The sequence below is a fragment of the Fibrobacter sp. genome, assembly GCF_017551775.1.
Taxonomy (GTDB): domain Bacteria; phylum Fibrobacterota; class Fibrobacteria; order Fibrobacterales; family Fibrobacteraceae; genus Fibrobacter.
This window is the reverse complement of record NZ_JAFZKX010000039.1, coordinates 33,027-59,351: the sequence shown is the minus strand read 5'-3', so window position 1 is coordinate 59,351 and position 26,325 is coordinate 33,027. Positions and strand designations below refer to the sequence as shown.

21 protein-coding genes are annotated in these 26,325 nt (G+C 55.0%); 8 read left to right on the top strand and 13 right to left on the bottom strand.

Annotated elements, in window-relative coordinates:
• The 4 genes from IK012_RS04885 to IK012_RS04870 form a co-directional block, all read right to left on the bottom strand.
• The coding region (locus IK012_RS04885) for a class I tRNA ligase family protein (RefSeq protein WP_290951317.1) at positions 1-1,514 on the bottom strand (1,514 nt) is incomplete at its 3' end.
• 103 nt (positions 1,515-1,617) lie between these two features.
• A complete protein-coding gene (locus IK012_RS04880) occupies positions 1,618-2,730 on the bottom strand; it encodes a hypothetical protein (protein ID WP_290951308.1) in 1,113 nt (370 codons plus the stop codon).
• A 28-nt stretch (positions 2,731-2,758) separates the two neighbouring features.
• Positions 2,759-3,997, bottom strand: coding sequence for a hypothetical protein (locus IK012_RS04875; RefSeq protein ID WP_290951305.1), 1,239 nt, complete (start codon positions 3,995-3,997; stop codon positions 2,759-2,761).
• A gap of 136 nt (positions 3,998-4,133) precedes the next feature.
• A complete protein-coding gene (locus tag IK012_RS04870) occupies positions 4,134-5,633 on the bottom strand; it encodes a hypothetical protein (RefSeq protein ID WP_290951302.1) in 1,500 nt (499 codons plus the stop codon).
• Positions 5,634-5,830: 197 nt separating this feature from the next.
• On the opposite strand from IK012_RS04870, the gene IK012_RS04865 reads away from it, so the two are divergent.
• Both IK012_RS04865 and IK012_RS04860 read left to right on the top strand, forming a co-directional pair.
• Positions 5,831-6,877 carry a porin family protein gene (locus IK012_RS04865; protein WP_290951299.1) on the top strand — a complete coding sequence of 349 codons (1,047 nt, stop codon included), beginning with the start codon at positions 5,831-5,833 and terminating at the stop codon, positions 6,875-6,877.
• Between the two features lie 130 nt (positions 6,878-7,007).
• Complete coding sequence (locus IK012_RS04860) at positions 7,008-7,835, top strand: outer membrane beta-barrel protein (RefSeq protein ID WP_290951296.1); 828 nt, start codon at positions 7,008-7,010, stop codon at positions 7,833-7,835.
• Positions 7,836-8,046: 211 nt separating this feature from the next.
• Here IK012_RS04860 and IK012_RS04855 read toward each other — a convergent pair whose 3' ends face one another.
• The 5 genes from IK012_RS04855 to IK012_RS04835 form a co-directional block, all read right to left on the bottom strand.
• Positions 8,047-11,088 carry a spermine synthase gene (locus IK012_RS04855; RefSeq protein ID WP_290951294.1) on the bottom strand — a complete coding sequence of 1,014 codons (3,042 nt, stop codon included), beginning with the start codon at positions 11,086-11,088 and terminating at the stop codon, positions 8,047-8,049.
• 90 nt (positions 11,089-11,178) lie between these two features.
• Positions 11,179-11,550, bottom strand: a complete 372-nt coding sequence (locus IK012_RS04850) for a P-II family nitrogen regulator (RefSeq protein ID WP_290951291.1) — start codon at positions 11,548-11,550, stop codon at positions 11,179-11,181.
• Positions 11,547-11,972, bottom strand: a complete 426-nt coding sequence (locus tag IK012_RS04845; RefSeq protein ID WP_290951289.1) for a hypothetical protein — start codon at positions 11,970-11,972, stop codon at positions 11,547-11,549. The genes IK012_RS04850 and IK012_RS04845 overlap by 4 nt, the downstream gene beginning before the upstream one ends.
• An 8-nt stretch (positions 11,973-11,980) precedes the next feature.
• On the bottom strand, positions 11,981-13,513 hold the full coding sequence (locus tag IK012_RS04840; protein ID WP_290951286.1) for a DUF1538 domain-containing protein: 1,533 nt from the start codon (positions 13,511-13,513) through the stop codon (positions 11,981-11,983).
• The gene (locus tag IK012_RS04835; protein ID WP_290951283.1) at positions 13,513-14,742 is read right to left on the bottom strand and encodes an FKBP-type peptidyl-prolyl cis-trans isomerase; all 1,230 of its coding nucleotides are present in this window, start codon (positions 14,740-14,742) and stop codon (positions 13,513-13,515) included. The genes IK012_RS04840 and IK012_RS04835 overlap by 1 nt, the downstream gene beginning before the upstream one ends.
• Positions 14,743-14,827: 85 nt before the next feature.
• On the opposite strand from IK012_RS04835, the gene IK012_RS04830 reads away from it, so the two are divergent.
• Positions 14,828-15,394, top strand: a complete 567-nt coding sequence (locus tag IK012_RS04830; RefSeq protein WP_290951280.1) for a hypothetical protein — start codon at positions 14,828-14,830, stop codon at positions 15,392-15,394.
• Positions 15,387-17,570 carry a PorV/PorQ family protein gene (locus IK012_RS04825; RefSeq protein ID WP_290951276.1) on the top strand — a complete coding sequence of 728 codons (2,184 nt, stop codon included), beginning with the start codon at positions 15,387-15,389 and terminating at the stop codon, positions 17,568-17,570. The genes IK012_RS04830 and IK012_RS04825 overlap by 8 nt, the downstream gene beginning before the upstream one ends.
• A 46-nt stretch (positions 17,571-17,616) precedes the next feature.
• On the opposite strand, the gene rsmG is transcribed toward IK012_RS04825, so the two are convergent.
• Positions 17,617-18,393 (bottom strand): 16S rRNA (guanine(527)-N(7))-methyltransferase RsmG, encoded by a 777-nt coding sequence (gene rsmG / locus IK012_RS04820; protein WP_290951274.1) that lies wholly within the window; start codon positions 18,391-18,393, stop codon positions 17,617-17,619.
• A 98-nt stretch (positions 18,394-18,491) separates the two neighbouring features.
• Here rsmG and IK012_RS04815 point away from each other — a divergent pair, with 98 nt between their 5' ends.
• The 3 genes from IK012_RS04815 (at position 18,492) to IK012_RS04805 (ending at position 21,386) form a co-directional block, all read left to right on the top strand.
• Positions 18,492-20,096, top strand: coding sequence for a hypothetical protein (locus IK012_RS04815; RefSeq protein WP_290951271.1), 1,605 nt, complete (start codon positions 18,492-18,494; stop codon positions 20,094-20,096).
• A gap of 220 nt (positions 20,097-20,316) precedes the next feature.
• Complete coding sequence (locus IK012_RS04810; protein WP_173379903.1) at positions 20,317-20,709, top strand: hypothetical protein; 393 nt, start codon at positions 20,317-20,319, stop codon at positions 20,707-20,709.
• Positions 20,710-20,726: 17 nt separating this feature from the next.
• On the top strand, positions 20,727-21,386 hold the full coding sequence (locus IK012_RS04805; protein ID WP_290951266.1) for an epoxyqueuosine reductase QueH: 660 nt from the start codon (positions 20,727-20,729) through the stop codon (positions 21,384-21,386).
• Here IK012_RS04805 and IK012_RS04800 read toward each other — a convergent pair.
• The 3 genes from IK012_RS04800 to IK012_RS04790 are packed head-to-tail and all read right to left on the bottom strand — an operon-like array spanning position 21,383 to position 23,995.
• Positions 21,383-22,144 (bottom strand): outer membrane beta-barrel protein, encoded by a 762-nt coding sequence (locus IK012_RS04800; protein WP_290951264.1) that lies wholly within the window; start codon positions 22,142-22,144, stop codon positions 21,383-21,385. The genes IK012_RS04805 and IK012_RS04800 overlap by 4 nt on opposite strands.
• Positions 22,145-22,173: 29 nt before the next feature.
• Positions 22,174-23,172 carry a hypothetical protein gene (locus IK012_RS04795; protein ID WP_290951261.1) on the bottom strand — a complete coding sequence of 333 codons (999 nt, stop codon included), beginning with the start codon at positions 23,170-23,172 and terminating at the stop codon, positions 22,174-22,176.
• Positions 23,165-23,995 (bottom strand): TIGR02147 family protein, encoded by an 831-nt coding sequence (locus tag IK012_RS04790; protein WP_290951259.1) that lies wholly within the window; start codon positions 23,993-23,995, stop codon positions 23,165-23,167. The genes IK012_RS04795 and IK012_RS04790 overlap by 8 nt, the downstream gene beginning before the upstream one ends.
• Positions 23,996-24,188: 193 nt before the next feature.
• Here IK012_RS04790 and IK012_RS04785 point away from each other — a divergent pair, with 193 nt between their 5' ends.
• Positions 24,189-26,273: a YgiQ family radical SAM protein gene (locus IK012_RS04785; protein WP_173380034.1), complete on the top strand. Its 2,085-nt coding sequence runs from the start codon at positions 24,189-24,191 to the stop codon at positions 26,271-26,273.
• The last annotated feature ends 52 nt before the right edge of the window (positions 26,274-26,325 follow it).

Below are 26,325 nucleotides of genomic sequence, written 5' to 3'. Positions count from 1 at the left end.
GGAAGTTCGGAAGCATCGACGGTAGAGATTTCGCCATCTTCCCAGTGGATAATCGGGAACGGTTCACCCCAGTAACGCTGACGGCTGAAGAGCCAGTCGCGGAGCTTGTAGTTCACCGTGGCCTTACCGATCTTGTTGGCTTCGAGCCATTCGATGACCTTGGCAATGCCCTGCTTCTTGTTGAGGCCGTTCAGGCAGAGGGTAGCATTTTCACTGTTGATGTAGGTGCCGTCGGCAGCCCAGCAAGCTTCGCCAGCGAGAACCTTCGGGCGAACATCTTCGGGGCAGCTTGCATCGGGTTCCATGATGCAGATGACGGGCAGGTTAAACTTCTTTGCAAAGTCGAAGTCACGGGTATCGTGGGCAGGCACAGCCATGATGGCGCCCGTGCCGTAGCCGGTCAGAACGTAGTCGGCGACCCACACCGGAATCTTCGTGCCGGTGAGCGGGTTCACGGCATAGGAACCGGTGAACACGCCGGTCTTTTCCTTGGCGAGTTCCGTACGGTCGAGGTCGCTCTTGAGAGCGGCGGCGTGCACGTATTCTTCCACGGCGGCCTTCTGTTCGGCAGTCGTGAGTTCCGGCACCATGGCGTGTTCCGGAGCCACCACCATGTAGGTAGCACCGAACAGCGTATCGCAACGGGTCGTGTAAACGCGGAGCTTCTTTTCCGTCGGCTTGCCTTCGGCATCGGCGATGGGGAAATCCACTTCAGCACCGAAGCTCTTGCCGATCCAGTTCTTCTGCATGTCCTTCACGCCCTGCGGCCAGTCGAGCTTGTCGAGGCCCTTCAGCAGGCGGTCGCCATACAACGGAATGCGCATGAGCCACTGTTTGAGGTTACGGCGTTCCACTTCCTTGGTGCCGCACTTTTCGTGGGAACCGTCGTTCAGGACTTCTTCGTTGGCGCACACAATCTTGCAGTGCTTGCACCACCACACTTGAGCGTCGGCGTAGTAAGCGAGACGCTTAGAGTCCTTGTACTTGCGGACTTCAGCAGCACCCTTGGCTTCTACATCAGAGGGAATCGGGAGTTCTTCGATGGGGCGGCCCTTCTGCTGGTCTTCATCGAACCAGGTGCCGTAAAGGCGCTTGAAAATCCACTGCGTCCACTTGTAGTACTTCGGGTCGGTGGTGTTGACTTCCTTGTTCCAGTCATAAGAGAGGCCAAGACGCTTGATCTGGCGGCGGAAATTGTCGCAGTTTTTCTTGGTCGTAATGGCCGGATGCGTACCGGTCTGAATAGCATACTGTTCAGCAGGAAGACCGAAAGCGTCCCAACCCATGGGGTGGAGCACATTGAAGCCGCGGCTGCGCTTATAGCGGCAGATGATGTCTGTAGCGGTGTAACCTTCGGGGTGACCCACATGGAGGCCAGCGCCACTCGGATACGGGAACATGTCCAGGCAGTAATACTTGGGCTTGGACTTATCTTCGCCCGTTTTGAAAGTTTGATGTTCTTCCCAGTAGGCTTGCCACTTGGTTTCGATCTCTTGCGGATTATACTTTGCCATAGTCTTATCCTTTTAATTTTTTTCGGGAACAAAAATAGAAAGAAAAAGGGATTGCGGCTTGCAATCCCGGGACAAGATATCCACAAAACGTGTATTTACAATTCTACTCTGCCTTGTCTGCACAATTATATTCCACAGGGAAAAGTATTTCCCACTCTGGTCTCGGAAGTTCGCTAACCTTACACGATTCTCCTGTTTTTCTCCACTCTCCGACCTCAAAGTAAGATCCATACCTGTACGTGTAATAATCCCTTTTGAATATACTTTTGGCAGCAGATTGATAGAAGATGCCATCATCTGACTCAGGGGATTCCGGATAGCAGCATAGATAACCACCATCACTAGCCGGACCGCAATATTCGCGAACCGCAATTTGCTCTGCCGTCTCAGACAGCATAACCCAACTCCCTGCAGTACACATCGCATAGCACGTATTTGAAGAATTTATCGACGTCATGGAGTCAATTTTTCCGGCGTCACACTGGGTGCACGCTTCTTTGGGCTCCGAACAGACATCATATTCCCGAACAACATCCTTGCATTCGGAATCGCTATAACTCGCTTTTCGTACCCATCCATAAGACGTCGTAAAAACAGAGAGGAAGCTTTTCTTTACACCCATGGAATCTGTGGCTATGCAGCATTCATCGCCATCTTTGGGATTGATTATGTTGCAATAGTTCAAATCCATATAGTTCCAAGTTCCCTGCTCACATTTGTAGCGACTATATTCTGCACAACGGCCCTTGGTTTCGAAAGTGCATACCGAATCGACAAGCCCTTCGTGTTCGGAGTTACATTTTTTTAGTTGCAATATAAGAGTTTCATCAATGTAGGGATCTTCATAATCAAAAATTGCTTTCGCATTAGCGGGAATATCCTTTGCGGAGACGACGGACCATTTATTGTGTTTGCACTTATAAATACAGTCTCCTTCCACATCCGCTTTATAATCAGAATCGATATAGAAGGCCCCATCCATTTCCAACGATTCATCACATTCATACGGAGGTCCATCAGGATGCTGGGCGTTGCAATAAGCGGCATCTCGAGCATTAAGCTCAGCAAACCTTTCGTCAACAGGACCTTCCGATGAGTCTGTAAGACCTTCCGACACTGTTCCAGACGAGGAGTCGGTGCATGCGCCAAGCGCGAACATCATGGAAACGGCAAGCGAACTCATCACAAAAGCGGAACTACAACGAACCAACTTCATACTGAAGCCTCCCTTGACTATTTAAAATCTACTCTGCCGCAGCCTTCTCTTCATACCGGTTCCAGAGGTATTCCACTAAGACAACCTCACCGGAAACGCATTGATAGAGCCTTTCTGGCTGATCAAAGGCATAAAACGTTCTCTGCGTCATCCCCTCTGTTTCCGCACAGCACCATGTGGATCCCCCACAGGGCAAGCTGTCTAGATTAACCTCATCTTCATGCTTGTCATCAAGAGTTTCCTTTGTCCAGGAACCATCTTCGCGATACCGGTAGTGATTGACAGAGTAACAAAAATCGTAGACATGCGATTCCAAATTTCCCATATCTCTGTTAAAATCACAATATTCGAGCAACCCATCCGCACGGTCACCGACCTTGGCGTCTTTGGGCAAATCCAGCTTGTCGTATTCCTCGTCCGTCAGGCCTTCCTTTCGGGGATCCGTGTATTGCCGCGGAACAAGGCTTGTCGGCAGCCATGCCGTGCCGGCGCAGTAATAATATTCCTCGCCCTTTTTAGCATACGGACGTTTCCAATACATATCATCGCGCACTGTACAAAAACCTAATTCGGGATCAAAAGTACCCTCGGTCCACCTGCCGACATCCGTATCAACGCTATCGTACCGGAAATAATATTTTTTACCGGACAGTTCAAAAGAACACGTATCTCCAACGGACTCTTTCCCCGTAGCGCAATAGTAATCCTCCATGCTCATTTCCGCCCACTTTTCGCCCATGCACTCATAAAAAATTGCATCGTTGGTTAAGGTAAGCTGTTCCCTTGCACCCTTGTTCTCTTCATTGCATTCTTTGTCCGGGCCTGCAGGGCAATCCGTTTCTTCCCAAGCGCCTTCGCCAGCATACTTGTAGCACGTCCAGGAACTTTTGCCGAACTGGGAACCGGCAAAATGCGTTTGCACACGACAAATTCCACCCTTAGATACCCCGGCGGTATCGCAAAGAACCGATGCCGGTTTTTCTGTCCAAGCACCCGTTTCACACCGGTAATACTTATAGCTGAAACCATACTTGGCATTGCCATCTTCTCTCGTCTCAATAGCGCCTTCCTTGTCGCATGCTTCCGGATCAGACGAAGATTCCGGTGCAGACGAAGATACCGGCGCAGTCACCGAGGAAGACGAATCGGCAGGTTCATCGTTACCTACCGATGTGGAATCATCGCAAGCGGCAAGGGAAAAGACGAGCCCGCAAGCAGCCACACTGGCTAAAGAAAACAACACACTTTTTTTCGATGCATCAGACATAGTACTCTCCTAATGTAAGCAAGGATTTATACAATGAATATACAAATTTATCCACATGGGAAAAAATTATTTTTTTTCGTATGAAAGCCCCGCAGTGCGGGGCCAGCTGCAAAGGAACCTCGTTTTAAGGCAACTTCTATTCCGTGCGGCCGAAATTGTAGCCAACAAGGGCGTCATCACAATAAATGAGTTCCCTAACGGCTCCGTTTACGTTGACTGTGTCGTATCGAATGCTGGTGCGTCTGTAGATTCTTCCCGGATCTCTCGACTCAGGCAAAAATCTAAATTCCGCGCCTTCCGTTCCGGGTGCGCATTCAAGATTATAATGCATGGCCGGATCATTTGTGAATTCTTCGTCCGTTTCCAGCGTCCAGGAGCCACTCTCACGATAGCGATAATAATTTTTCGACATGCAGTAGTCATACATCTCGTAACGCCACTCACTCGGCCCACCCAGTGGTAGTTCCACATTATCAAAACAATTTTCCAGCAGGCCGCCGACACGGTCCCCTACCGAAGCCTCGGACGGCAAGTCCAGCACATCGTATTCCTCGTCGGTCAACCCCTCTTTACGCGGGTCCGTATATTGATGCGGAACAAGATGAGCAGGTTTCCAATCTCCATACACACAGGTATAATATTCGTCGCCATGTTTTTTATACAGATACGGGCCATAATCCTCCGGGCAGTAGCCGAATTCAGGGTCAACGCTAGACTGCATCCAATTGCCTGAGTAATAGTAATAGGTAAACAAATCCGGTTTGGTAGTCACCGATTCGCTCATAATCCAATGGGACCTTTCTACCGCATTTTCATCCGGTTTGAACGAGCACGTATCGCCATCAGAATTGTTTCCCGTAGTACAATAGTAATCAATATCATTTAGATGATTCCACTCGCCACTGGAGCACTTGAAATATAGCGTAATCGCATCCGGCTCCGCACCAAAAACGAATTTTTCCTTCGCACCCTCATTTTCGGCGGTACATTCCTTGGGCATCTGGAAACCGGGACCATATTCCCATATCACCCCTTGTGTAGACATCTGGCGGGTCATGAATTCTTCCCAAACGCCGTCAGCTGAGTAAATGAGGTAAACATCGTGAAGATATTGAGTCGATTTTGCAATAACGCAAATGGTCCCCACAGTTTTTTCCCTCGCATTACAACGATCCCGAGCGTCAGCTTCCTTCCAGGCACCGTTGCCTTCATACACATAGTACCTCCACACGCCATCGCCAGAGCTCATCCAACTGGACGTTCCGACTTTTACTTTGCAAATATCGCCTACCTTGACTCCATCCGTGTTGCAGTTTACACTTGCGTCCGTTTCGTACCAGATTCCTTTCTTGCACTTGTAGTAGTACGTCTCATAGCCGTACTTGCTATTTCCGCCTTTTAGCGAATCAATGCGGCCCTCGTTTCCGGAACCGCATACTGGGAAATTCTCCAGTTTATCTAATTCCTCATCGTAAAAACTTAAATGTTTTTCATTTACCGGATATTTGTCGAAAACAGCCTTACTGCTGGCTCCGACCACAACGTCGCAAGCGGTCAGAGAAAATGCCAGCCCGAAGGTCGCCGCACAGGCCGTTCCGAGCGAGAATGAATGTTTTTTTGCCAAGAATCCCGACATAACGCTCCTCCTACAAACGCGTTTATGCTTCAAGAAACAACTTTCTTATGGGTAAAGCCCTCATTTTGGTAATTAAAATACCTAATTCGAATAAAGGAAGGCAACAAAACTGCATGTTTGTAAGAAAAATGTGCGAAAACACGGCCGATTTTGCATTTTCCACTTGCTCTTCGCGCTATTTTTTATAAATTCAAGATATGAAACTGCTTAGGGTACTTACCGCCATCTTTTTTTCGGGGATAGTCTGCTCCGCCCTCGCTCAGGACGAGTACCCCGCCGAAGTCGATTCTGCCTGGATTGCATCCCAGAACGGGGGCAGCACGGAACTGAACGACGGGAACAACGAAGAGACCCCCGCTTGTATCGGGGACGGCTGTGACGGGACAGAAACAGCTGCGACCTCCGAAACCGGAACGGCAGCCTCTGCCGAAAGCGATACCACGACTGCCGCCAAGGAAAAAACAGCCGAAAACGACAGCGACGAAGAGGACTGCACCCCGGCAGACTCGCTCCTGCCTGAATGCAGGGACGACAAGAGCGTCAGCAGGTACGACGACGACGATGACGACACCTACGACCGCTACGCCAACGAGAACGCGGAACTCAGCCGCGCAAGCCGTGAAGGCTTTTCCAACGGGTTCACGCTCGGTTTCCGGTTCGGCGGCGGTTTCAACACGCTCCTCCTGGGCGAAAGAACGGAAAACTGGAGACTCGGATACGAGGCCTCGGCCGCAATTGTCGCACAAACCAAAGTCGGCATCCCCGAACTGTCACTCTCCGTCGGGCTCCAGTTCAGCTACTTCCGCTACCGCTACGAGGCCAATGACGATTTCGAATATGACGATTACAGCGAGAAGGATGAAGCCCAGCTCAACGTGATTCTTTTCGAAGTCCCCGCCATATTCAAGTATGCCCTCGAAAGCAACGACATCACAGTCGGCATCGGATTAGACCTGGGAATCAAGCTCGCCGGGTCCTCCAATTTTGACCAAACTATCAGTACCAGTACGACGACGGAACACATCTCGTCAAAGGACGATCCGCTCCCCTCGGCTGGTGTCGAACTCAGTGCCATCGTGGAAATAGGCTACCTCGTGAACAGGAACTTCTCCGTTGACCTGCGGTTCCTGCAGAGATTCACGAATCTCCTGAACAACGACGTAGTCGAAGTCTCCGAAATCGCGCTCAAGAAAGCATCGCTGTACGGGTTACACGTGACCCTCGGGCTGTCGCTTTACCTCTAGCACCGAAAAACGCGAAAAAAAGGCATAAAAAGTTCCGTTATCAGGTAAAAATATATTTGCCACATCCTTTTTGCGGCAAATATATTTATAATAAGAAAGGTGTTTAACTTTCTTTTGTTATAATTCAAACATGAACCTGAGAATTGTACCCTTCATGGCCGCGGCCCTGCTCGCCGCAACAACGCCTTCCCTCGCAGACGAGTTTGACGATTTCGACAACGACGAAACGACCTCTTCTACCGACAACGGCAGTGCGGTGGAGTATGACGGTTCGGCAGCAAGCGAGTTTGCCGACGACGAGGAGTATGCAGCCGAATACGCCCAGTACAAGAAGGAAAAGACTTCCAAGGCCGAAATCAACAAGCAGCGTACCGAAGGGTTCGCGCGTACTATCCTGCTCGGCGTGCACGCAAGCGCCGGTACAAACACGTTCATCGGTCACGAAACCGAAGGATGGGGACTCGGATACCAGGGTTCCGCAGGCTTGCTGATGCAGCTGCCGCTCGGGGTCAAGAACTTGAACATTGTTCCCGAAGTGATATTCACCTACCGTCATTACCGCTACGCGGCCGAGACGGACTTCGGCAATGACGATGCGTCAATCGACATCATGATGTTCGAAATCCCGCTCATCGTTCGCTACACGTTTGTCGACAACAACATTTTCCTGGGCCTCGGCCTGAACCTCGGCCTCAAGCTCTCCGGATCGTCGGAATTCAACCAGGATGTAGGCGAAAAAATCACGCGCAGCAATACCATCCCCACGACGAGCTTCGAAATGGGTGCGGCTCTAGATCTCGGTTACATGGTGACCCGCTGGGTGCAGATGAACATCCGCATCGTGCAAGGCTTCACGAACCTGCTGGACAAGATCCTGATTTCCGGCGGCGAGAACGCCTTCAGGGAATCGAACTTCCTGACGACATACGCTACCGTAGGCTTCACAATCCTATTCTAGCAAATACAAAAATTTCGACCGAAAATCAAAAGCGCGGGCACAAACCCGCGCGATTTTTTTAGCCTAAAGAGCCCGAGAGCCCGACCCAGGTCGAGCCCGGTTTAAATCGAGCCCGCTTCCGTGAGCCGGAGGCGACCCGTCGTAACGGGTCGTCGAAGGCGAGAGCGAGCGCAGACCAGAAAAGCCACACCAGACTCTAGCGCGAGCGGTCTTATTTCCGGATGGAACCGCGGCGCAGCTTCACGATTTCGCGTTCGATGAGGAACTTCTCTACCGGGAAGAAACTTTCGTGGTTCTTGATGGCATCCTGGTAGAGAGCGTTTGCGAGCTCGGATTCACCCGCGAGGAGCGAGATGAGCAGCACGTTCCTGAGGAAGAACTCGTCCATTTCCTTGATTTCGTACTTCTCGTAGAAATCCGCCACGAGGCGCGCCGCCGTCGGGTAGTCCTTGACGCGGGCGACTTCGAGGATGTTGAACTCGTCGGTGAACGAGGCCGGGAAGGCGCCCACTTCCACGAGGTCGCGGACGCGGTTGTACACCTCGTTGCTGTCGCGGGCCTCCATCGGCACCCCGCGGATCCATTCTATATATTCCATGCGGAACTTAATCCATTCCGGCGAACGTTCCGCCACCATGAAGTGCATCGCGGGCCTTGTCGTGTCGGCGACCGCGACGCTGTCCGCCGTAGAATCGGCCGGAGCGGAGGACGCTTCCTGGGCCTGCGCGGCCTGGCGTTCGGCATTCGCGGTGACCGCGGAATCCACCTGGGCTTTCACCTTGTCGAGATAGGCCAGCAGGGCGAGCTTGCGGTACGGGTCGCCGTCACCCTGCATCATCTGCTTCACGCGGAACGGGCGGCGGAGTTCATTTTCTGCGGAGTCGAGGTATTCGGGCCAGCACACTTCGCAGCTGTCGAACACCTGCACGATATGCGCCTGCGAATGCACGAAGCGCGCCTCTTCAGCCTTGTTGTCTACGATGGGCGTGAAAATGCTGTTCGGGGCCACGCCGTCGAGGAGCGACTTCACCATCTTCGACGTGAAGAGGAAGTTCTGCTCGCCGAAGAAATCCGAATCGCGGTGGATACGCTTGAATTCCTTCACGAGGACGGAGTCGGTGCTGAAGCGCCCGATGCCCTTCTGGTACACGGGTTCGTCGCTCGCGATGATGATGATGTCCGGTTCCTCGGGCGCCTTGTAGAGGCTCACGTACGGGAAGGCGACGTCGAGCGCCTTCAAGATGTTGAGGAACAGCTGGTCGTTGAACTCGTACGTCTGGATCCACTGCACCCAGAGTCCGCCCGGTTTGATGTAACGGCGCATCTTGGTATAGAACTCGTGACTGAACAGGCTCGCCACGCCGGAGACCCACGGGTTAGAAGGCACGCTGATCATCAGGTCGTACTTGCGGCGGTTCGTGAGGAAGAAGGTCTGCGCATCGTCGATGTAAATATGAATACGCGGGTCATCGTATCCGCGGGAGTTCCACGGGTAGAAGCCCTTCGCGAGGTCCATCATCTCCTGCTCGATTTCCACGCAGTCGAAATCCTTCAGCAGCGGGTCGGCGAGCAGGTAATGCGCCCCCATGCCGCTCCCGAATCCGACCATCGCGGCATCGTAGGGTTCCGTCTTCATGGCCATCGGCATGAACGCGGTCGCGGCCTGCGTGAGCTCGTCGCCCTCGATGGGGTTCTCGCGGTTCTTGCCCAGGCTGGCATCGGCCTTGCCGTTCGTCTTGATATAATAATGCACTTCGGATTCGTGGAAACTGATGGTAGCGGTCTTGCCGTCGCGCACTATGATTTTTTCGTCCGGGTGGAGGTTCTTGTAGGCACGGAAGGCGCCCGAGGTAATCAAGTGCGGGTCGAACCCAATGAAGATGGAAGGCAAAATCATGAACGCGCATATCACGTAGAACGGCACGCTATAGCGGAAGCGCTTGCGGTAGATGACAAGCAGCGCAAAGCCTATTGCGAAGTCGAGAACGGCGGCCAGCACGAGGGCGCCCTTGAGCTGCAGGAACGGAAGCAGCAGAAGACCGCCACCCGCGGAACCGATGATGGAGCCGACGGTGTTCCAGCCATAAACTTTTCCAATCGGGGCTTCGCTCTTGAAGGCGCGCGTGAGGATAATCGTAATCAGCGGGAGCGTCATGCCCGCGAAGAAACTCGTGGGCACCATCCACAGCACGGAAAGCGCATACTTGAACAGGCTCCAGCACACATACCCGTCGTTCGTCGGGTTGAATATCTGGTTCGCCTCGTTCATCATGCCCCAGAAAGGCTTGTGGAAGTAAAGCGTGCACAGCGCGAAGAACGCCATGAGGATCTGCGCCATCGAAAGCACGACGAGCGAATCCTTCTTCAAAAGCTTGCCGCTCACGGCACTGCCTATGGCAAGCCCGAGGATGAACGCCGAAAGCATCTGGTCGAAGCTGTGGCTCGAGGAACCCATCAAAAGACTGAGCAGGCGGATCCAGACAATCTCGTAGATGAACGAGGTAAGGCCCGTGATGGCGGCAATCCAGAACCAGGTGGACTTCGGGGGCATCGCGAGCTTGTGTTCCGCCGCGTAGTCCTCGTTCAGCGGCTCCTGTTCGGCGCCCTCGCCCGCAGACGCTTCCTCGTCCTCTTCGCGGGTAGGCGACGTCATGAACCCGATAAAGCCGAACACCATCGCAAGCAAGAAGTTGATGGAGGCTGCTACACACAAAGTAATGTGATTCCCGAGTTCGGGAATGAGCATGTAGCTTGTCACCAAAATGCCGATGGCAGACCCGAGACTGTTCGTGAAGTAGAGCATCGGGAGCGAAACTTCGGCGCCGCTCTTGCGCATGAGACCGGCGGCAATGAAGGGGAACGTCATGCCCACCGCAATCGCAATCGGGAGCGTAGAGCCCGTCGCAAGTACGACCTTCGCGATTTCGGCGCCGGTGAACCCGAGGCCCGCCACCCAGTCGCTATCGAAGAAGAAACCCGTGAGCAGATTGTAGAGCGGGTGGTACGCCACACCGCCTATGCCGATGGCAAGTTCCACCGCGGCATACCCGAGCAGCGGCCGCTTGACCTTTTCGACCATCTTGCCCGCAATAAAGCTGCCGATGGCAAGGCCGCCCATGTAGATGCAGAGCGTGAGCACCTGGCCGTAGCTTGAATGCCCGAGAAAGAGTTTGAGGTATCGGGCCCACGAGCCTTCGTAAATGAGGCCCGCAAATCCGGAGAGGGCAAACAGGAAATAGACCAAAGCGTTCATAAACAAACAATATAGTAAACGATTTCGTTTGTTCGCTTTGCGAAAGTATCGATGCAATTAATGGCGGAGCAAAAGTCCGCGAGGAACCGCTTATTTCGCGTCGGCCTTCTTGGGAGCCTTCTCGGCTTCGGGCTTGACATCGGCCTTCCACGGCGTAAGCCCGACCACGTTCTCCACGGGAATCGAGAACGCGATGCCCTGCCCCATGGTATCGAGGCCGGCCTTCTGGTAGAGCGCATGCAGAACGGCGTCCTTGATTTTCGCGTCCACGAGAATCATGACGATTTCCTTTTCGGGCTGGATGGCGATATGGAAAAACGATTCCGCCTCCTTGTTCGCAGTCCCGCGGGCATTCAAGATGGTACCGCCACGCGCGCCGGCGTCCTTAGCCGCTTCCATCACGGTTTCCGAGAACCCGTTGTTCACAATGCACAAGATGACTTCGTGGTTAACTGCGCTCATGCTTCGTTCCTCCGTACCGCGTCGCGGTTGTCGCTCAGGAAGTTGAAAATGGACTTGCCGATAATGCTCGCCATCGGGATGGTGTAGGCGATGCCCTTGCCACCGACGATGGTATTGAATTTTTCCTCGATGCTGTCAAGCGCAGAACGGAGCTTGTCCTCGCCGATAATGCTGAAGATTACGGCACGGTCCGAATCCGCGAGGCCCATCGCCGTCGCAATCTCGCGTGGCGCGGTGCCCTTCCCGAAAACCACCATCTGCATGTTCACGCCGAAGGACTGGATATGGTCCATATAGAAATCGGCCTTCGCGCGGTTCACGATGGTCACGAGAATCTTGAGACGGTTCATGGTAACACGCGAACGCCCGCTCGCCTTCCCGTAAAACCTTCTCGCAATTCCTGTCCTTTTTGCTTCTGCCATATTCCAACCTACACAAAATCTATAATCTGTTCGTCGTCGGCATCCTGGATACGGCGCATCATCAGGCGGTTTTTAATCTTCTTCGACGCAATCGCCTTGAAGCCCAGCACCTGGATGGTGATAAGCGGGGTCATCGCGACCATCGCCACAATGCCGAACGCGTAGCTCAGTATGGAATCGCCGCCATCATGGATTACGGAGCACGCCCCGATGGCAAGCGGCAAAATAAAACTCGAAGTCAACGGCCCGCTCGCGACTCCGCCGGAGTCGAACGCGATCGCGGTATAAAGCTTGGGAACAAAGAACGAAAGCCCGAGCGAAATGAAATAGCCCGGAATGAGGTAGTAGACCAGCGGGAATCCGTAGAAGATGCGAAGCATCGAAAGCCCGATGGAAATGCCGACACCCACGGAAAGCGCGACAAGCATGGAGCGCTTGGTGACAAGCCCGCCGGTGATTTCTTCGACCTGCTTGTTGAGCACGTGGACCGCAGGCTCCGCGAGCACGACCACCATGCCGATGACAAAACCCGAAACAACCAGGAGCCGCGGGATTTTCGCGAGGGCGCACCCGAGCTCGAACCCGATGGGCATGAAGCCGACCTTCACCGCCGTGAGGAAGATGACGAGCCCGACAAACGTATAGCAAATGCCGAACGACATCTGGGCGATCTTGGCCCGCGAAATCTTGAGCGCGACAAACTGCAGGGCCAAAAAGAACACGATGATGAGCCCGAGGGCGATGAGCACTTCCTTCGCGACGCCCGCGACAGTCGGGATGAAATTTTCACCGAGGAAAGCATCGATGGAATAGCTCGATTCCACAAGGCGGTAAGTGAGCTCACCCTTCGAGAAGAGCACGAGCCCCATGAGCGCGATGATAGGCCCGATGGAGCAGAGCGCAATAAGCCCGAAGCTGTTCTCGTTCGCGTTCTTGCCGCCGATGGCGCCGGCGACACCGACGCCGAGTGCCATGATGAACGGCACCGTGATGGGGCCGGTCGTCACGCCGCCGGAATCGAAGGCGAGCGGCACGAACTGGGCCTTGCCGAACGTGAGCATGAGCATGCCGAACATGAACAGCACCATGTAGAAGAAGATGATGATGGTCGAAAGGTCCTTCTTCCAGACGATCTTCACGATGGCAAGGAGCAAGAAGAGTCCCACCCCGATACCCACCGTCACGATAAGCAGCATGGGTTCGACGGCGTTCTTCACCTGGTCGGCCAGTACCGAGAGGTCAGGTTCGGCCACCGTGATGAGCACGCCCATCATAAAGCATACAGAAAGGAGCAGCAGCACCTTGCGCGACTTGGTAAGGCCCGAACCCACATGTTCGCCCATCGGGGTCATGGCAAGGTCGGCGCCCAAATTAAAAAGCCCAATGCCCACCACAAGGAGCACCGCGCTCACGGCAAATACAATGAGTTCCCTGGCCGTAAAATCAACAAGAGGCGTAAACGAGAGTACCAGCACGATGAGCGTCACCGGCAAGACTGAAGCAAACGCCTCCCTCAGTTTTTCGGCCAGAATTTTGAGCATTATTCGCCCAGATACTCCACTGCAAATATGAGAGTTGCACCGCCCGGGATGGGGCCCGCGCCGCGGCTGCCGTACCCGAGTCCAGGCGGAATGATCAAGATACGCTTTTCACCCGGAAGCATGCCCGCCACGCCGAGGTCCCAGCCGCGGATGACACGACCACCGCCCAGAGGGAATGCAAACGCCTGGTCGCGGTCGCGCGAACTGTCGAACTTGTAGCCGTTCGTGAGCCAGCCCGTGTAATGCACCTTCACGTTAGCACCGGCCTTGGCGGGTTCGCCTTCGCCCTGCTGGATAATCGCATAGCGGAGACCTTCGGAACCATGTTCAAACGTGAGCGTCGTCGTGTCGGGGAAGAAGTCCATCTTGGCAGCGATTTCGGGGTCGATCATCGATTCCACGAGTTCGATGCGGAACACGAGCGTGGAGTTCGGCGGAATCATCGTGAACGCGCTCGCGCCATAACCCATGGAGGGGCTCACGCGCAGCCAGCGCACGCCGCCTTCGCGCATCCCGTCGAGGCCCGCTTCCCAGCCCTTGATCATCTTGCCCGCGCCAAGCACGACTTCGAACGGCTTGCCCAGATCCTTGGAACTGCCGAACTTGCGGCCCGAGACGAGCCAGCCGGTGTAGTGCACCTTGAGGTTCGTGCCCTGGGTGGCAGGCTTGCCCGTACCGGCCTTCTCGTCGAACACCTTGAGGCCCTTGCCCTTGTCCTGCCATTTTAGTTTATTCAAATCCTTGGGGAAAACGTCCGGTTCCATGGGCTTTTCGGCCGCGACAAGTTCCACCTCGAAATACAAATCGGAATACGGAGGGATGCCTTCGAGCGAGTTCTCGCCGTACGCCATCACATAGGGAATCGTGAGCTTGCGGATTTCGCCCACCTTCATTCCCACAATACCCTTGTCCCAGCCGGCAATCACCTGGCCCACGCCAATCGTGAATTCGAGCGGTTCTCCGGTTGCATAGGTATCGGCAAACGGCGTGAGAGTATCAGCATCGGCAGCGGCAGCGGAATCCTGCTTCGCCTTCTCGGCGGATTCGGCGGGCGCAGCGGCCTTCAGACTATCGAACTTTACAATGTCTGTATAGAGATAGCCCTTGTAATGCACCTTGATAAGTTGCCCCGAACGGATTTCGTCGCCATCGCCCGTTTTTACCACTTCTACATTGAAAGGGATGGCCCATACCACGCTGGAAAACAACAGAACAAGAAAAATCTTCATTTTTAACATAAAAACTCCTACCCCACAAGATAGAAAATGCTAGTTTTTGAGAAAAGAGGAATTCTAATATAGAACGGAAAAGATTATGCTATCAGTCATCATTGTCATAGTTATCATCATCCTGTCCGTCATCCTCGCAGGAATTGGAGCCTATGTGGTCATCCATAGCGCTGACGAAAAAGAGGAAGTCAAGCCGGTCATCGACGTGTCCGGCAAGTACGCCGTAGTCGTCCGCCCGGCCCGAGAATCCCTCACGGCGGTAAAACCCTCCGACAATTCCATCCGCGCATGGCTCGAAACGCAAGAGCAGCTCACCCCCGAGCAGCGGAAGGAATATCTCGACAACTGGAAAGCAGCTATCGAGGAAACCATCAAGACTATTGACGAAGGTGACCAGAACGGCACCGTCACCTACAGGATCGAACTCGGCCCGAAGGGCAAGCAATACGTGAAGTTCGTCCCCGAAGAAAATTTCATCACCCGCGAACAAATCCGGAACCACGCGGAAATCCTCCCGCCGTACGTGCTCGGCTGCGACTGCAAGCTCTTGCCTAAGCAGCCCTGGGAGAACCCGAGTAAATCCGGATGGAAAGCGGTCATACCTAATCACGGAAACACCTATGACGTCCCCGACTGGAGGCAGCTTGCGTAAGACTCTACTCTCGTTACTTTTTTTACCCGCCATATCACTTGCCGCAGGTTCGGCAATCATCACCCTCGAAATGCCCGTTGGCGCACGCCAGTTGGGCATGGGCGAAGTCGGCGCAGCGCTTGCCGACGATGCCTCCGCTATGTATTATAACCCAGCCGGACTCGCCTTCGGGCCCCTCGCCGACGAATGGAAGATGTCCTACGCCGCCGACGGCAAGAAGGCTCCGCACTTCACGCAGATGGCGAGCCGTTCCAAGAACGGGTTCTTCTCCAAGAGCGAACTCTGGGCCGGTACGGTCAACGGCATCCTGAAATACGACAGCGAACAGTGGGTGGACTACCACACCGTGACCCTGCAGGGCAACGCGAAGATCAGGGACGCCGTGCGCGTATTCGCGGGCACCGAACGCGGGCTCGACGAATACACCCGCCAGGTCAAGAAGTTCAACGACATCAAGAATGCCGACGACGAATCGCACGTGGTGGAAGTGAAAATCCCGTGGAACCTCGTGGTGAAGGATACCATCACCGCCATCCTCTACGAAGACCGCACCGAAAAGCTCTGGGTCGGTACCCCGAAGGCTCTCTACCGCTTCGACGGCAAGGCCTGGAAGAGCTACGAAAGCGAACTCGGCTCCCACCGCATCACCGCCCTCGCCAACCAGGGCGCCTCGCTCTGGATCGGTACGGACAACGGCCTGTTCCTGTACCGCAACGGGCAGTTCGAACAGAAAGGCAAGGTGCTCCCGAGCCAGAAGATGAACGCGCTCGTGTGGTCCGAGGAACGCAGGGAACTCTATGTCGCGGTCGACGGCGCGGGCATCGCAAGGCTCGTACCCAAGAAGAGCGTGAACGACAAGGACCGCTGGAGCCTCTTCACCGAAGAAGACGGCATCATGGACCTGCACCCGACGGCACTCACCGTAGACAGTTCCTCGCACGTATGGGCGGCGCACAAGGGCGGCCTCAGCCACTTCAACCTGCGCAAGTGGGAACAGGTGAAATTCGAAGGCAACGTGGTGAACGACCTCTCGGTGGACCAGAAGGGACACATCTGGATCGCGACAGACAAGGGCGTATGGCGCCACCTGCCCGACTACGCCACCGCCAGCGGACGCAAGGCCGAACTTGAACGCGGAGTCGCCGAACAGGAAGGCAGCGTCAAGAAGGACGACGAATGGCTGCACTTCCATTCGGGCAACGGACTTTCGTCGAACAAGGTATGGAAGGTTTTGCCGCAGGGCAACGACGTGTGGTTCAGCACCGCGAACGGCATGGAACTCTACAAGGACGCCGACTACCAGCTCGTCGCGTTCTACGAAAAGCTCCTGCCCATCTTGAACATTCCTGACCTCTACCACCTCTTCGGTGGCATGACCATCCCCGTCGCCGAATGGGGAACCCTCGGATTCTTCGTGAACTTCGTGAGCTTCGGTTCCACCGTCGTCTCGGGCGATATCGAAGCCGAGGACCTCGTCGCCTACAACAGTTCCGAAATCGTGGGCGGTCTCAGCTACGGCACGCGCTTCCCGAACAACTGGGGCCTCGGCCTCTCCATCAAGCTGTTCTATTCCGACCTGAGCTCCGGTGCAGCAGTGGGCGAAGAAGAAGCGACCACCTTCGGTTACGCGTTCGACATCGGCATCTTGAAGAAGGACCTCTTCATCGACAAGTTGAACTTCGCCCTCGTTCTCGCGAACATCGGCCCAAGCGTCTACTACGTCGACAAGACCATCGAAGACCCGATTCCGCTCACCTGGCGCGTGGGACTTTCTTACGAAATCCTCTCTCTCGCCGACTACAAGCTCACCATCGCCGCCGACTACAACCGCGAAGTCGTGTACGATGACGACAAGGGCGATCCGGAACCCTTCTACATCAGCTGCTGGAAGTCCATCGGACATCCAGAACGCGGCGGGCACGGATTCACCGCGTTCAAGAACTCCCTGCTGCAGGGCGTGTTCAACGTCGGTACTGAATTTATTTACGCGAACACCGTCGCTATCCGTCTCGGTTACCTCTACGACCAGACCGGCAAGCGCAACGAAGCCGATTTCGGTATCGGGTTCATGATTTCGGACATGCTGCAGTTCGACCTCGCCACCATCATGGACGTGGGCGACAACGACGGCGTGCGCGACGGCCAGATGCGTTTCGGCGCGCTGTTCAAGTTCTAAGGATTAAAGAAAAGTCGCCCTTTGCGGCGACCTCAAAACAGAGTCTTTATTCGACGCGCTCTAAGATAATTAGGGCGCGTTCTTGCGTACTGTTCGGGATGGTGTAGAAATGCTTCCCGACGAACTTGTAGCCGAAGTCCTCGGGATGGAACGTCTTCAGTTCGTCGGCCACGGCCGGGCCCTTCATGAAGAACACGCGGCCACCGACCTTCAAGGAATTCGCGAGGCGCGGGAGCGTCTTTTCCATCAATTCGAATGCGCGGCTGATGACTCCGTCCACCGGGATATCCATGCTCCTGCTCGTGACCTTGTGGCCGAACACGTCGATACCCTTTAGGCCCATCTTCTCGATGACCATGTTGAGGAAGTTGATGCGGTTCGGACGCGGCTCGCACAGGGTAAGGCGGATACGCGGATTCACCAGCTTCAACGGGATTCCCGGGAAGCCGGCGCCGCTCCCCACGTCGATCATGCGGGAGGGCCATTCCGGAACGAACGCGTTGATGAGCGTGCAGTCCGCATAGTGGCGTTCCACCATCGTCTCGAAAGCGTTCAAGCGCGTGAGGTCCTGGTCGTCGTTGTTGGCGCGCAGCAGCTGATGGAATTCCCAGATCTGCTTCAGGGTCGATTCCTGGAGTTCCACGCCGTAGTAATGCAACAGCTTGTCGAGGCCCTCGAGCGAGGGCTTCACGCGCTTCCCGTTAAAGAGCGGGAATTCGGTGCGCGGATTTTTCAGGTGCGGTACGAACGACTTGCCCAGCGCGTCTGCGGCGCGGGCGGGAGCGTGTCCCGACGGTTTCTTGGACCAGGAAGACTTAGCCATACCCCAAATTTAAAAAAGAAAAGAAAAAAAGTCATCAAACGGCATATTTTGCCCGCGAAACCGTCTTTATAGATAGAGACACCTAACGCAGGGAAAATATGGGCAAGAGACTTTTCTTGATAGCGCTGCTTGCGGCAGCGCGGGCACTGACAGCGGAACTTACCGAGGCCAGGATATTCGAATGGTGGGACGACGGCATCGTCACCCCGGAAGAGGCGGACGAGATGCTCGCGCTGATGGACGAAGGCGACATGCGGGAGGCGTGCGCCCTGGCGGAAGTTTACGCCGGCGAGGCATGCGACGTTTTTTCCGGACCCGCGCTCGATTCCGTGCGGAAGCATTACAGCGGGCACTACATCGCGAAACTGCGGTTCGATTCCTCGGGCGCGCTCTCGGCACAGCGCCACGATTTCGAGTTCGAATTCCGCAGGCTCACCCTCAAGCTCGGCGCGCAGGAACTCCTCACCTACAAAAGCAAGCGGGGCGAAGCGCACTTCGGGCAAATCTCCACGCGGGAACTGCATTCCGAAATCCCGCTCGACACCCTCTGGGGCGCAGCAATCGCATACGCGCTCGGCAAATTCAGGCTTTCGGCGATGCTCGATACCTCCAGGGCGGCAAACTTCGGGCTTGCCGCCGGACCGTTCTCCAAATTCTCGGCACAGGCGGCGTTCTGGGCCGGCGCAGGCACTATTCCCGCAACAAGTACGAACGTCGCAACAAGCCCCGCAGCAACCACGGGCCCTGCGGAAAATGCGGGCACGAACCCCGCGTCAGGTGCAGACCCTGCGGCAGACGCAAGCGCGAACGCCGCGGGAGACTCCGCGCAAGTCCTTCCCGCAGCCGCGCCGCAACCATCAGCAAGCCTCACGCTCGTCGCCCCCTCGGGAAAAATCTCCGCGTGGTACCAGGCCGGACAATCCTTCCCGCTGGTGCGATTCTCGTTCCAGGGCCGGGACGCCGCCTTCTCGTGGAGCACCACCGGCTACATCCACGGGGATTCCGTCCCGGCCCCCGCACGGCTAAGCCCGAGCATCCTCAAGAACAGTTTCTGGTCCACGCAGAACGTCTCGTTCCGCGCGAAGGAATTCTTCGACACCAAAGCCACGGCCAGCGCTCGGGTCACGAAGCCCCTGCATTCCGACAGCATCTCCGGGAGGCTCTCCCTGGACATCGCCGGCGGGCCGGAATTTGCGCGCCCCGCCCTGAAATTCACATGCGTCGAGGCGGCAAGCGAATGCGACCAGGCCCTATACCAGGCAAACTTCTCCTCGTCGCACGCCTTCGGGCAGACAACCGCGACGCTTTCCGGCGGGGCGCGCACCCGACACGAGCGCTCCGAGCATTCCTGGCAGGCGCCGCGTCTCGAAATCGCCATCGCGCTCACCGAGAAGGCCGCGCTGTCTTTATCCAGCAACAAGGCGCAGTCTTTTACCAGCAATAAAGCGCGGTCTTCAATTAACAATAAAACTCTGTCTTCCTCAAGCAAAAAAGCGCCGTCCTCAACTGGCAACCGCAGGAACTCCTTCCGCATATCGTTCGTCGCCCCGGAGGCCCGTCCCGACAAAAAGATGCAAATCCGCACCGAAACACGCATCTACGGGGACCACCTCGAGTTTTCGCTCACGGCCGCCTTCCAGCGCTCCGAAAAAACGAATTTTCACCCCACGCACGCGCAAGTAACCACCGGCTTTTTCTTCTGAAATCACCAAAACTACCGATTTTGAACGAAAAACGGCAATTCCTGTATACACTGTTGTTCACGGGTGTAAACAAGAAAACCACGTTTTTTTCCGTCGGCGCCCCCCTAAATAGGTATCTTATAGGTACCCAAACACTCCCAGACCCCTTTAGGTTACCTCCTTTACCTAAAGGGGTTATTTTTATTGTCATCCTCGCGCTTTAATTCTAGATTTGTCGCATATGATTATCGCGACCATCATCGGAGCCGTTTTCTTTTTCCCGTCCATCGCCCTGAACGTGGCACTCGCATTCGGCGCCCCGCTCGGCATGTACGCCATGAACGGACGCAACAAGGTGGTGCCCAAGGAAGTGCGCAAGGCGTTCATCGTCCCCATCTGCATGCAATTTGTCGCGATGTTCGTGCTGCTCAGCGCGGGCCACATCATTCCCGAAGTCATCCCGTTCGCCATCACGCGCATCCTCGCCTTCTTCTTTTCCCTCTACCTCACGTTCTATACCGCGACGGTACTCTTCAGCACGAGCCGCAAGGAACGCATGGTGATGGGATTTTTCGCGATCGTCTCGACGGTCTGCTTCTGGATAACCGCGTTCGGATCGCTCGACTGGACTTAGCGAAAAGGACCCGCAAGATGCCCGAAGCGTACCACAATTACCAGCGCGATCTAGGTTACATCATCCGGTGGAACCAGCGCAAGGGAATCGTCCCCACGCTCCTGATGCACGCCTGCTGCGGGCCATGCAGCACCTACTGCATCGAATACCTCTCGCAGTTCTTCAAGATAACGATTTTCTACTACAACCCGAACATCGCCCCCGCCGAAGAATACGCGCACCGCGTCGCCGAAATCAAGCGCTTCGTTGCCACATTCAAGACGAAGTACCCGGTGGAATTCATCGAAGGTCTGTACGAACCCAAGAAGTTCTACGACATCGCGCGCGGGCTCGAAGACGAGAACGAAGGCGGCAAGCGCTGCCGCAAATGCTTCGAGCTGCGGCTCGGCGAAACGGCAAGACTCGCGAAAGAAATGGGGTTCGACTACTTCACCACCACGCTCACCATCAGCCCAAAGAAAGACGAACAGGTATTGAACGTGGTCGCCAAGGAACAAGGCGAAATCTACGGCGTCAAGGCGCTCCCCAGCGACTTCAAGCGCAAAGGCGGCAACAAGCGTTCCATCGAGCTCTCCGCCGAATACAACCTCTACCGCCAAAACTACTGCGGCTGCGCCTATTCAAAACGCGAAGCCGAAGAGCGCGAAGCCAAGAAGAACGAAGGCGCCACGCCCTAGAACCAGTACCCGATTCCGAACTGCACTTTCATCAGCTTGTAGTAGGAACCGCCCATATACTCGTTCGATCCCTCCACCTTCCTATAGCTTGTCTCTTGCGTCTCCATGTCATAATGCCATTCGTATTCCTCGGCATGAGCCGTAAGAGTTTTCTTGTCATCATCAACGACATCCGTAAACTGGAACGACACGCGTAAATCTATGGAAAGCCCGAAATCGAATATGTGTCCGAGCCCTGCGGCAAAGCCCGTTCCAAATCGCTTATCCTTGTAACCGCGCTTGGTGCGGTATTTTTCGGGCAAAATGTATTCTTCATCCACCCTCAGCAGGATATCGAAAACAGGACCGAGTTCAAGAAACAGGGCAGGCGTGCGCCACTGCGCCATCAAGGGGATTTCAAGATAAAACAAGGAAATCTCGTCGTTGCCTTTCCAGTTCCCGCCACACGGTTCGCCATCGATGCTCGCACAGGGAATGCCGATTTCACCATAAGTGTAAAAGTTGCGGTAATCCAGCCCGACTTCGGCATGTACGTAAAAATATTCGGAAAAACCGTAAGCCATATCCAACGAGAACACGCCTCCCCGTCCAGAAATATCAGGATACGGACCCCAATGAGCATCGGTATAGAGAGTAGAAATCTGCGCACCCAGGCGAGTGCCCAGTTCAAGGGACCCTCCATCCGTTTTTTCAGCCGCGCCAGCCGCCATGTACAGACAAACTAACGTTAACGAAGTTATTTTTATCAGACATTTCATTTTTTCTCCTTCTTTATATCATGTCAAAATCAATCGTTCTGTTCGCGACCGAGGATGCCGTCGATGCATTTCTCGAATTCGTCGGAATTCTGCCGCACGAACTCAAGCGCCCCCGAATCCTGTTTGCGCAGGTAATCCGCATTTTCGACAGAGCAGACTTCTTCCGAAACGTCGTCGTTCCTGAAATACGTGCCGACGCAGTTCGTATTGCCGGATTTCAGCGACACCGCCACGCTGTCCCTGTACCGGGCGAATTCCACTTGCAATTCGAAAGCGCGCCCGTCGAATTCGAAATTCACGCTCCGGTTCGTCTTTTCCTGAACTTTAACTCCAGATTCCTCTAGCCAATTCGTCCAAGCATAACGGTAGAATACGTCCCCGATATCAATCGATGCCGACGGGCTTTCCAAGAAGTCGAACAATTCGCGGACAAAATACGTCGTGATATAGTCGTAATTTACACGATCGTCGATACGGATTTCGACAGAGCTTTCATAGAACTTGAAATACTTGTCAAAGCCGTCATCGTAGCACTGCATTTTTCCCTCGGCATACTGGCACTGGGTCAGCCTCCATATCCCTTCCAGCGAACCCGGGGTTCCGCCAACCAATATCACCGACACGTCGAACGTGTCCTGGTTGGCTTCGAACCTGTCCGGGATGCGCGTATACGTGAGCAAAAGCGTATCTTCGCGGAAACTATAGGCGTAAGTCCTTTCGTTCACGTAATAAAAGTCACCGTCCCATGCATACCCGCCGTTATCCTTGAGGCACCCGCCGAAGATTTCCAAAATTATCGTGACCGAATCGTGTTCGCTGTCCACATCAATTTTGCCGGACTGTACAAAGCGTGCGGCCTTGAATTCGGGTTCCAGAGTCGCCACGACAGACATGGGCTCTTCGTCACAGGCATCGCCAAAGCGGAACCAATCCTCGGTAAAACCGACGCAACCGGAAAACACCAGGCACATGGCGACCAAAACATTGGACAACACTTTCTTATTCTGAATAAACTTTATTCTAGACATCTTTTTCTCCAAGGGGCCTGCTGAGCGGGAATAGATGTAAATTTAATCGATATATGCGGTCGTAATCCTGAACATCCGAGACAATGGCGGCGATTTTACGGCGGAAGGCATCCAGTTCCACGGCAATGCGGTTGAAGGTATGTTCGTCGGCACCTACGGTCAAGCCCGAAATACGACGTTCCTCGGGTTCGAACGCGTCCACCGCATCGGCGGCAAGGTAGGCGTACTGCTTCTGCATGGAACGGACTGCCGAAGGAATCGCCGCGGAACACCCGGAAACACCCTTGTCCGTCTGCACGTAACTGCCATCGGGCCTGCGGATAAGCAGACCCATGCGCACCATGAGTTCGAGCGAGTTGCGGACCTCCCCGGCAGAGATTTCGGGCACGCATACCTTCCCGATATCCGAGGGTTTGGCCCCCTTCATAATCGGCGCTAGTTCGCGCACCACCGAGTTTGCCCATGAACTGAAATAGCTGAAAGCCTCAGTTCCCAAAATGCGGACCCCGTTCTCCTTCGCCAGGGCCCGCATTCGGGAATAAGCGTTCATGCGGACTGTATCATCCGGCGCATCACAGAATTCCACCATCAGACAAAAGTAATCTGCATGGAACCCCGCGAGCCCCATCGCCGGAGCGACCTTGGCTGCACCGATCTTGGAGAGCCTGGTCTTGCCGTCACAAACGAGCTTAAGGTAACCCGAAGACGAAAAACCAGCAAGTTTCGCGAACTCGCGCCACGAGAAAACGGAAGTCCTCTTCCGCTCTTCGTAGAAATCCCGCAAATAAAGGCGGTAATCTTCGTATTCCGTTATCGGTTTCATGTCCATGAAATAATATAGGTTTTCCATGAAACGATATTCGCAAAATTTTAACGTATTCGAACGATTTTTTAAATTTTTCGCATTTTTGCATGTTTTTATGAAACACAGCGTTTCATATAGGGCCATACCGCAGTCGCCACGTGCGCCAGGAACTTCCGCCGGAAAGGGGACATCATTTTCTATTTTTGTATTTATGTACGATCCACGATTCCTCCCCATATGCAAGGAAGACCTAGACGAACTCGGCTGGGATTACGTGGACGTAATCATCATCAGCGCCGACGCCTACGTGGACCATCCGTGTTTCGGGCACGCCGTGGTCGGGCGACTCTTTGAACACGAGGGCTTGCGCGTCGCGATTTTGCCGCAACCCAACTGGCGCGATGATTTGCGAGATTTCAAGAAGCTCGGACGCCCCCGCATGTTCTTCGCCATCTCGAGCGGCATGGACAGCATGGTGAATCACTACACCGCCGCGAAGCGCCTGCGTAGCGACGACGCGTTCACTCCGGGCAACAAGGCGGGATTCCGCCCCGACTATGCGACTTACACTTACGCGAAAATTCTGAAGCAGCTCTATCCCGACGTGCCGCTGATGATCGGCGGGCTGGAATCGAGTCTGCGCCGCGTGACACATTACGACTACTGGAGCGACAGGCTCAAGCCGAGCATCTTGTTCGACACGCAGGCAGACCTTCTCGTGTACGGCATGGGCGAAAAACCGCTCAAGGAAATGATTCGCCTCCTCAAGAAGGGCGTGCCGTTCTCCAGCCTGAATTCCATCCCGCAAACGGCCTACCTGGCGCCCAAGGGGAACGTCCCGAAGAACAACCACTGGGAAGACCTGCGCCTCGCAAGCTACGAGGAATGCCTCGAAAGCAAGCGCACGCAGATGGAGAACTGCCGCAAAGTGGACATCGAATGCAACAAGTGGTTCCAGCGCCGCATTTTGCAGGATGTGGGCGAACAGACCGTGGTGATAAACCCCGCGTACCCGCCGCTCGAATACGGCGAGCTCGACGAGAGTTTTGAATACCCCTACGCGCGCGAACCGCACCCGCGTTACAAGAAGCGCGGCAACGTGCCCGCGTTCGACATGATCAAGTTCAGCATCAACACGCACCGCGGTTGCTTTGGCGGTTGCAGTTTTTGCGCCATCAACGCGCATCAGGGCAAATTCATCGCGAGCCGCAGCCGCGAAAGCATTCTGCGCGAAGTAGATTTGATTACCAAGATGGACGGTTTCGCCGGCACCATCACCGACTTGGGCGGCCCGAGCGCCAACATGTACAACATGCGCGGCCGCGACCAGAGCCGTTGCCAGAAGTGCGCACGAGCCAGTTGCCTCACGCCCAAGATTTGCGACAACATGGACACGCACCACAAAGAAATTTTGGAGCTCTACCGCGAAGTGCGCAACCACCCGAAGGTGAAGCACCTGTTTATCGGGAGCGGTGTGCGTTACGACATGTTGCTGCAAGAAACCGACGACGAAGAACTGCGCAAGGACCACGAGGAATACGCCCGCGAACTCATCGACTACCACGTGAGCGGCCGCCTGAAAGTCGCGCCGGAACACACGAGCGACGAAGTGCTCAAGCTCATGCGCAAGCCGAGCTTCACGCTGTTCCACAAGTTCAAGGAATTCTTCGACGACGAATGCAAGCGCATCGGAAAGCGCCAGCAGATCATCCCGTACTTCATCAGCAGCCACCCCGGATGCACCGAGGCCGACATGGCCGAACTCGCACTCGAGACGAAGCAACTCGGGTTCCAGCTGGAACAGGTGCAGGACTTCACGCCGACCCCGATGACCATCGCGACGGAAATGTTCTATTCCGAACTGTCGCCCGACGGAAAACCGCTCTACGTGGCGAAAACGCCGGAGCAGAAGCGGAGCCAGAGGCAGTTCTTCTTCTGGTACATTCCGGAGAACCGCCCGCAAATCCGCGCGACGCTGGAACGCTTGAAACTCGGAAAAATCGGGCGTCTGCTATTGAGCCGCAGCGCCAAGGCCGAGGGCAAGGAATTCTTCCCGAGCAAGGAACGCGAAAACAACGCCGAATACCGCGAACGCGAACAGCAGAAGCGCCACGAACGCAGCACCGCGCTGATCCCGAAAAAGGAAAAGCCGCGCTGGACCGAGGAAGAACGCGAAAAATTCCGCAGGGAGCGCGAAGAACGCGCCGAGCGCCAGCGCCGGGCGAAGGACCCCGCGTTCAATTACGGGCCCAAGAAGAAGGTCCGCTTCGGCAAGAAAAACCCCTGGGGCAAATAACCCTACAAAAGCAAACGGGCCGCCGCTCAACCGCGACGACCCGAAATTTTTT

Excerpts from the sequence above, each read along its gene's own strand:
- IK012_RS04880 (WP_290951308.1), bottom strand. The coding sequence starts at position 2,730 with ATGAAGTTGGTTCGTTGTAGTTCCGCTTTTGTGATGAGTTCGCTTGCC.
- IK012_RS04875 (WP_290951305.1), bottom strand. The coding sequence starts at position 3,997 with ATGTCTGATGCATCGAAAAAAAGTGTGTTGTTTTCTTTAGCCAGTGTG.
- IK012_RS04870 (WP_290951302.1), bottom strand. The coding sequence starts at position 5,633 with ATGTCGGGATTCTTGGCAAAAAAACATTCATTCTCGCTCGGAACGGCC.
- IK012_RS04865 (WP_290951299.1), top strand. The coding sequence starts at position 5,831 with ATGAAACTGCTTAGGGTACTTACCGCCATCTTTTTTTCGGGGATAGTC.
- IK012_RS04860 (WP_290951296.1), top strand. The coding sequence starts at position 7,008 with ATGAACCTGAGAATTGTACCCTTCATGGCCGCGGCCCTGCTCGCCGCA.
- IK012_RS04855 (WP_290951294.1), bottom strand. The coding sequence starts at position 11,088 with ATGAACGCTTTGGTCTATTTCCTGTTTGCCCTCTCCGGATTTGCGGGC.
- IK012_RS04850 (WP_290951291.1), bottom strand. The coding sequence starts at position 11,550 with ATGAGCGCAGTTAACCACGAAGTCATCTTGTGCATTGTGAACAACGGG.
- IK012_RS04845 (WP_290951289.1), bottom strand. The coding sequence starts at position 11,972 with ATGGCAGAAGCAAAAAGGACAGGAATTGCGAGAAGGTTTTACGGGAAG.
- IK012_RS04840 (WP_290951286.1), bottom strand. The coding sequence starts at position 13,513 with ATGCTCAAAATTCTGGCCGAAAAACTGAGGGAGGCGTTTGCTTCAGTC.
- IK012_RS04835 (WP_290951283.1), bottom strand. The coding sequence starts at position 14,742 with ATGAAGATTTTTCTTGTTCTGTTGTTTTCCAGCGTGGTATGGGCCATC.
- IK012_RS04830 (WP_290951280.1), top strand. The coding sequence starts at position 14,828 with ATGCTATCAGTCATCATTGTCATAGTTATCATCATCCTGTCCGTCATC.
- rsmG (WP_290951274.1), bottom strand. The coding sequence starts at position 18,393 with ATGGCTAAGTCTTCCTGGTCCAAGAAACCGTCGGGACACGCTCCCGCC.
- IK012_RS04815 (WP_290951271.1), top strand. The coding sequence starts at position 18,492 with ATGGGCAAGAGACTTTTCTTGATAGCGCTGCTTGCGGCAGCGCGGGCA.
- IK012_RS04810 (WP_173379903.1), top strand. The coding sequence starts at position 20,317 with ATGATTATCGCGACCATCATCGGAGCCGTTTTCTTTTTCCCGTCCATC.
- IK012_RS04805 (WP_290951266.1), top strand. The coding sequence starts at position 20,727 with ATGCCCGAAGCGTACCACAATTACCAGCGCGATCTAGGTTACATCATC.
- IK012_RS04800 (WP_290951264.1), bottom strand. The coding sequence starts at position 22,144 with ATGAAATGTCTGATAAAAATAACTTCGTTAACGTTAGTTTGTCTGTAC.
- IK012_RS04795 (WP_290951261.1), bottom strand. The coding sequence starts at position 23,172 with ATGTCTAGAATAAAGTTTATTCAGAATAAGAAAGTGTTGTCCAATGTT.
- IK012_RS04790 (WP_290951259.1), bottom strand. The coding sequence starts at position 23,995 with ATGAAACCGATAACGGAATACGAAGATTACCGCCTTTATTTGCGGGAT.
- IK012_RS04785 (WP_173380034.1), top strand. The coding sequence starts at position 24,189 with ATGTACGATCCACGATTCCTCCCCATATGCAAGGAAGACCTAGACGAA.